Annotated in this window: 5 protein-coding genes; 2 read left to right on the top strand and 3 right to left on the bottom strand. The window is 43.8% G+C overall.

Annotated elements, in window-relative coordinates; genetic code table 11:
* Positions 1-298 precede the first annotated feature (298 nt).
* From QUA40_RS18905 to smpB, 3 genes are all read right to left on the bottom strand, one after another.
* Positions 299-529 (bottom strand): Osc7112_2153 family protein, encoded by a 231-nt coding sequence (locus QUA40_RS18905; protein WP_333128560.1) that lies wholly within the window; start codon positions 527-529, stop codon positions 299-301.
* Positions 526-1,212: a tetratricopeptide repeat protein gene (locus tag QUA40_RS18900; RefSeq protein WP_333128558.1), complete on the bottom strand. Its 687-nt coding sequence runs from the start codon at positions 1,210-1,212 to the stop codon at positions 526-528. Before QUA40_RS18900 ends, QUA40_RS18905 begins: the two co-directional genes overlap by 4 nt.
* Positions 1,213-1,941: 729 nt before the next feature.
* Positions 1,942-2,409 carry an SsrA-binding protein SmpB gene (gene smpB / locus QUA40_RS18895; protein ID WP_006631384.1) on the bottom strand — a complete coding sequence of 156 codons (468 nt, stop codon included), beginning with the start codon at positions 2,407-2,409 and terminating at the stop codon, positions 1,942-1,944.
* 127 nt (positions 2,410-2,536) lie between these two features.
* Between smpB and xrtO the strand changes: the two genes are divergently transcribed.
* Entirely contained in the window at positions 2,537-4,114 is a 1,578-nt protein-coding gene (gene xrtO / locus QUA40_RS18890; protein WP_333128556.1) for an exosortase O, read from the top strand.
* Complete coding sequence (locus QUA40_RS18885; protein WP_333128554.1) at positions 4,101-7,004, top strand: TIGR02921 family PEP-CTERM protein; 2,904 nt, start codon at positions 4,101-4,103, stop codon at positions 7,002-7,004. The genes xrtO and QUA40_RS18885 overlap by 14 nt, the downstream gene beginning before the upstream one ends.
* Positions 7,005-7,170: the final 166 nt, after the last annotated feature.

The raw sequence follows: 7,170 nt of genomic DNA, 5'->3' as shown, positions 1-7,170 counted from the left end.
TGTTCGTAAGTCATCAGTTTTTCCTCTCTATCACCTTACTATTGCCCTTATTGGGGACTTTTGCAAGAGGTCTAATGATTAGGAGTTATACCAGTTCAAAAAAAGAATGCAGCTTGATGCAAGCTGCAAACCATTATAGCCATAAGTTATTTCCAATTCTTTAATTCTTAATCTCACATCTCAAATGCTATAAGGTGCGGACGGCGCACCCTGTATACTACTATTACTACTACATACTACATACCTGTTGGTGTAAAGTGGCGATGGTACACTCTACAAAATTTATTGAAAATAACTCTTATTTTTCGCTCTTCGGAGTCATGATGAATCTGGGACACGGATATTTTCCACCATCTCTATCTCTGCACCGCCGCCACGTCGATTGATTGGAGTCGAACGGCGTTTCGACTGATTCATTAACTGTAATTTTAACAGTCGAAGGAGTTGGCAGTGCTGTTGAGGCTTGACTTAGCTCCAGTACCGTTATAATTGCCAGTATGGTTGATGAAAACAAAACTGTGCGTTTCATTTATTTGTTTTTTCCTCGTTTAATCGTTGACGTGCCATCCCTATCCATATATCCTCATCGAATTCTTGAGAATCCGCATACTTTAGACAAATTTTCCACTGCGGTAGCGCTGCCTTAGTATTTTTCATCTTTTCTAGGACTTGCGCTTTTAAGCAGTAAGTTGCTGGTCCTTCACTATCAAGTTTAATGGCTGCATCCAAATGTTGCAATGCCTCTGAATATCGACCCTGTTCCAGGCGAGCCCATCCCAAGTTTTTGAGTAAAGAATATTTGACTCGATCATCCTCCGCTAATTTCAAACCTTGCCACAGGAAGTGAACCGCAGCCGGATAGTTTTTTTGATCAACTATATATAATCGAGCCAGATTGCTGTAAGCAGCAGGCAGACCGAGTTTGGCAGCTTGCAGATATTTTCCTCGGGCGCACTGTAAGTCTTGCACCTCTTCGCAAAGCCATCCCAAATTGTAAAGAGCTGTTCGGCTTTTTGGATCGACCGAAAGTGCTAACTCATAGGCTTGTTGAGTATCAGCCAATCGATTGGCTTTGTAGTTTTCAAACGCCATATTATTAAAAAATGAGGCTACTTCCGGCAACCCAATTTGCCAGCCGCCAAAGCCTACTGCTAGCATCAGCAAGAAAGCTCGCCACTTGGAGTTCTGATGCTTTTTTTGTGGCTCTTTCATGGCATTGAAAATGTTAGCTAATGGTGTCATTTTTAGCATTTTTTAACTTGAGAGTGGGCGATATTTTGTTTGCCAGATTTAATTGCCACCTTAATGGCATCATAATCTTACGAAATGACTCCGGTTTGAACCCATTTCTCATAAGAGTTTGTCAGTCCACAGCCGAATGCTTGGGTAATGCTCCCACTAGCCAGAGGTATTCGACCATAGGTTAATCATTCATAAGGCTCCACAAGCCATCCGGATATTTTCAGGAAAAAGGAAGCGGGAAGCATGAAGAAGGTAGAACTGTTGCCTTATCTAAGTAATAATACTTAGTCAGCGGTCAGTCGATCGACAGTATGCGACTGTATGAGGAGATACTGCGTATTCCAGGTTTATGAAGTGTAGGGACTTACCCTGGGCCGTTTCCCTACGGGGATGGAACGAGCTGGGGTTTAGTTCCTCAACATAGAATCTGCTGTAAGATGGGCTCCGGTGAAATAACTCTAATTAAGTTTGTAGTGACGATGGAAGTCCTGAACATCCTCAAGGGAGGATTTTGAAAAATATTATGATGAGTAATTAACCGAACTCGATTTAAAATAGCCAATCATTAATGAGCAATCACCAATCATGAATCACTAATGACTCCTAACTAATAAACATCTCCATAAATTAACTTTCAACCTTCAAGTAGCAAAGGTTTGAGTTTATTGTTGGGAGATGTTTAATGACTAATGACTCGGACTAAAATTGCTTCATCGCTCTTTCCATATCCCGCTTATCTTCGCGTTTCTTCAAATCTTCGCGCTTGTCGTACAGTTTTTTCCCTTTACCCAAACCGATATCAAGTTTTACCCAGCCGCCTTTCAAATACATTTTTAACGGCACTAAAGTCAAACCTTTTTCTTCGACCTTGCCTATCAATTTGCGAATTTCCTGCTTGTGCATCAGCAATTTACGAGTGCGGCGGGGTTCGTGATTAAAATAGTTGCTAGCACTTCTCCAAGGCGAAATGTGAACGTTGATGAGCCACAGTTCCCCGTTCCGAACTAAGCCATATCCGTCCCGCAAATTGGCTTTTCCTTCCCGAATTGATTTGACTTCGGTTCCCTTCAACTCGATGCCCACTTGGTATGTCTCTATAATTTCATAGAGATGGCGCGCTTGTCGGTTATCGCTAACAATTTTGTATCCTGGGCTTTTTTCGCTCATTTTTACCTCCGCTAAGATTAATTATTATAACGCTAGCTTCTCTGTAGAGAAAATCGAAGCTTGACAAAACTTAAATAACCGGTCTAGACATTACTAATTTTGCTGAGCTAAGATGTCACCAACGTGAATGTCAAGCGGTATCATGCAGCGCACCAATATTCCCAATTCTGACCTTCCAGATGCTGTCAGTCCCAATTCTGGGGTTAATTTGGTTTGGCTCGCTCCTTGTTTGTTAGCCCTTGCTTGGTTTTGGGCCAATATCTCGGCAGTTAAGTGGCTGTTATCCTCGTTTGTTGAGATACCCACACTGTACAAGATAGTATTTGGCTTTCTGATTGTAGCATTAGTAGTGCGATCGATTGGGAACTGCGTTAGCGCAGCCCTCGAAGAGGATCGCCCGCCCGGATTTTTGCCAAATTTCGTTTTGAGGCGATATCCGCTGCTGTTGATGTTGGGTGCGGGTATTTGCTCGATCGCCCTTCAGTGCATAATTGATATCAAACAAATTACTGTCTTGTTATTTATCCTCGGAACTTACGGGCTGTGTGGCTTATTGGTGGAGCAGAACTTTTGGCGAAAAAACTTGCCAGTTGCGGGCTTGCTGGCTTGTATTTTACCATTTAACAGTCAGTTGAATAGCGGATTAGGTTTGCCGGCGCGAGTGCTGACTGCTGAGGTAGTAGAACAGTTACTCTCTCTGCTGCACATTGGCGCTATTTCTTCTTACGATATTATCGTTTTGGAAAATGGCATCGCTCACGTTGACGTGCCTTGTAGCGGCATTAAAACCCTCTTAGTGGGAACGCTATTTTTGCTTGCTGCTACCTGGCTAGAATGCCGCAAATTGAGTTTAAAATGGCTGGCAGTATGCGCTGCTAACTTCTTAATGTTGTTGTCTGCTAATGCTTTGCGGGTTGCCGTTTTAGTGCTGGTTGCCCAAGTTTTCCAACAGCAAACTTATGCAGAAATCCTGCACGTACCCCTGGGAATTGTTGGTTTAGTCTGCGCTTGCTTCTTAAGTTGGTTGATGCTGCAAAAAGTTCCGAAATTTCAAGAAACAAAAGAAATTGATTTTAACTCGCAACGGAATTTAGAAATATTCAAAAATCAACCTTTGGCCAAACCGGGACTAATTGTGGCGGTGGCTGTTTTGGGTGCAATCTCTCAATTGTATCATGTAGAAAGTGAAAAATTAGCGATCGCCCCCCTCAAATTTCCCGACACGATTGTGTCCGAATCAATCCCCCTGAATCCCAGCGAACAAAAATTCTTTGGCAATTACCCCGGCACTCAAACAGAGAAAAAAAGATTTGTGTCAGGCCACTTACGCGGCTCCATGCTCACAGTAGCCAGCACATCTTGGCAGACTTATCACGCACCGGAGCTGTGTTTTGTAGCCAGCGGCATTCCCGTCAATCGAATAGAAATAAAACAGCTAACTCCTGCTGTAACGGCGCGCTGGCTGTCTCTCCAAGACAACCAACTATCCGCTACATACTGGCTCCAATCTGCACAGCAAACTACCGATAACTTCTTGTCGCGCATCGGCAGCGACATCACCCATAAAAATCATACTTGGGTGCTAGTTTCCATTCTCTTTGACAGTTCCCTAAACCCCGCAAGTGCTGAAATACAAGACTTCGCTAATACTGTACACAATACCGTCAACTATAGCTTAGAAAGAGGCAAAAATGAAAAAAATTAAACTTGTATTTAATATCATTTTTCAGGCAATTTTTTGGCTGTGGAACCTAACATTTTTATCAATCGTTTATCTGGGAATTTTGCCCTATGTAGGAATTCTCTTAATCCAAGCCACAATAGACGGAATTATCCCCCTTGAATTTTCGTTAACCCTAATAGCACTGATAGCCATACCGACACTCTTTACCATAATCGGATTCAGGAGTTTTAGGAATCAACCCTTACAGCTAATGCGATTATTTTATGGAGTAGAAACGCCCTTATTTTTGCTCTGCTTACTCCGGTTATTTTTGCTACGAGAACTCACCCCAGCTAGTTCTCAAATCATCGCTACTATTACTTTGTGCATAGCAGCTTTTTTAGTGGAAATGCTGTACGGATATCTGGGTAAAAGAGATAATGTTCAAAATATTTCAGCTTCTCAAAGTTCCCATAATAAACAGCCTCGTTTTTTAAGGTTAATCGGAGAAAAGCAAAGTGCGTGGCTGCAATTAGGATGCCACAGCTTAATGCTAGTAGTTGGCATTGGGGCGGCAACATTGCTAATGTATTACGCTCTACCTGTGGCCGTATTTACACTTTATGGATTCTTCACTTTAGTCATTGAATTTTTCAATTTTGCATGGGTTTCGCCCTTCCGGGAGATGTTTAAATACGGGGCGTGGGCATTGGCTTTAATTTGGATACCATTATCCTTTATATTGTTTGGTTTAACCTGTAGCTTATTCGTTGTCATGCCTTCGCTGTACGGCTTTCTCTACATTCATTCCGGGCGGAAAATATGGCAGAGTTTTGCTGCCCAATACGGGAAAAATAAAACGCTAATCGGAAGTTTGGGAGTCATAGCAGCTTGGCTGGCTATTTTCTCCGCTTTGCAGCAGCAGCCACAAGTTGCAGCACTAAAAATGCTGGCGACTCCCCCCGCAAATGACACGGTTCGCCAAACTTTATTGGCGAATTCTGATATGATTCGATCCGGCTTAGTCAATGCTTATTTGTCCCCTTACCGCTACCTCAGCACTGTGGGAGAAAACAACCACATTTATGAGATATACAAAAATAGTTTGAATTTACCTGACGGAGCGGCTCAAACTGTGCAGAATAGCTATAATTTTTTAATGTCGCCGTTTTTGTACCAAGGCTCTAGTGCTGATGTGGAAAAAGCCGAAAAACTCTACGGCGAATTCTTCGATACGGAACTGCAAAAAGGCGACACAGAAGCAGTAAAACACGCGGTACAGTCTACATCAAATCGCGAAGAAGCAAAAGCGGGTTTGCTGAATGTCAATCAAGAAAAAGTATGGTTGCAGTCGCAAGAAGTGACAGTCAAAGAAAACGGCGATTGGGCTGACGTTCAACTCTACGAAGTTTACAAAAATCAAACACCGAATTTGCAAGAAGTATTCTACTACTTTTCGCTGCCGGAAAGCGCCGCAGTTACAGGAGTTTGGCTGGGAGATACTGGCGATTTAAACAAACGTTTTGTATTTACGGTATCGCCTAGAGGTGCCGCCCAGCAAGTCTACAATCAACAGGTGAGAGAAAGAGTCGATCCGGCTTTGCTAGAACAAATTGGCCCCAAACAATACCGCTTGCGGGCTTTTCCAATCCCGGTCAAACGAGAATTCACCCAAACAGAAGGGCCAACCGAAATGCACCTGTGGCTTACTTACAAAGTCATGCGCCAGCCGCAGGGTTGGGGTATGCCTGTTTTGGCGGAGAAACGCAACATTTTTTGGAACCAAAATACTCGCCGCACGATCGCCGGAAAAGAGGTAAAATACAGCGGGAAAGAAGCAAGAGAAACTTGGCTGCCACCCTTTTTGCCCGCAGTCGCACAGCAACCGCTAACAGCGCAGCAGGCGATTCTACCGGGAGGAAATATCATTTCTGCTAAGCCGCTGGCTGATGCAAATTACTCCCTACCGCAAGGCAAGAAATTTGCAGTTATTCTGGATAGTTCCCGCAGCATGGCGGCCCAAAAGAAGGAAGTAAAAGAGAATTTTGAATGGTTAAAATCTAATGCAGCAGGCAAAAATGGTGTTGATTTGTATGTTGCCAGCGCTGCGGGAATGCCACCTAAGTTTGTGGAAGATGTAGGCACTTTCGATGCGGCAAAGGTGACATTTTACGGTACAATCCAGCTCAAAGATATGCTGCAACAGTTTGCACAGTTGCGGGGCGATAAAAGTTACGATACTGTATTTTTGGTGAGCGATCGCCACAGTTACGAGTTATCAGACGATCGCAAACTTAAACTTTCGATCTCTTCACCCCTATGGACAGTGCATTTGGGAGGTTTGCCCCCCGGCTACGACGACGCAACTTTAAAGGTGATTCAAGATAGCGGCGGCGGAGTTTCTATAGATATGAAAGAGGCGATGCAGCGAGTAGCAACGACAGTAGCTTCGGGCAAATCTACAGTTAGCGTTGTGGACGGCTATGTTTGGAGTTATGCCAAAACGCCGCAGTCGAAAAAAACCGCAAAATTGGCGGCAGTCGCAGAGTTAAAAGATACGGGAGATGAAGGCTTTAAACCGATAGCTGCGCGGCAGTTGATAACTGCACTTAGCAAGCAGAAAAGTTCAAATCAATTGACGCAACTGGATGCAATGCACGCAGTAGCTAAAAATTTCAAAGTGGTGACGCCTTATTCTTCGATGATTGTGTTAGTTAATGACGCGCAAAGGGAACAGCTAAAAGCAGCGGAAGCTAAGAGCGATCGATTTGACAGAGAGGTAGAATCCGGTAAGGAACAGTTGAGTAAGCCGAATAATCCTCTGAATGTTTCGGGGGTTCCTGAACCCGAAGAATGGCTGCTGTTGGCGGTAGGTGCGATCGGGCTTTTGGTGATTTTCCTCCGCCAGCGGCGCGCGAAAATGGTAGGTTGAAAGATGGTTCGGCGGTTGAAACCGCTACTACACAAACAAAGTCTGCCTCCGCAGACTAAGAGAGTGAGGGGGTATTTAAGCCGGACTTGATATCAAATACTAATCTACAGTCGTCTTGAGACGACTTGACCTATGAGACAGGGGTTTAAACCCCTGTCAGACTTAA

It is taken from the genome of Microcoleus sp. Pol11C3, from assembly GCF_036701485.1.
Classification (GTDB): Bacteria; Cyanobacteriota; Cyanobacteriia; order Cyanobacteriales; family Microcoleaceae; genus Microcoleus.
Note: the sequence above shows the minus strand (reverse complement) of the source record. Positions and strands in the feature narration are given on the sequence as shown.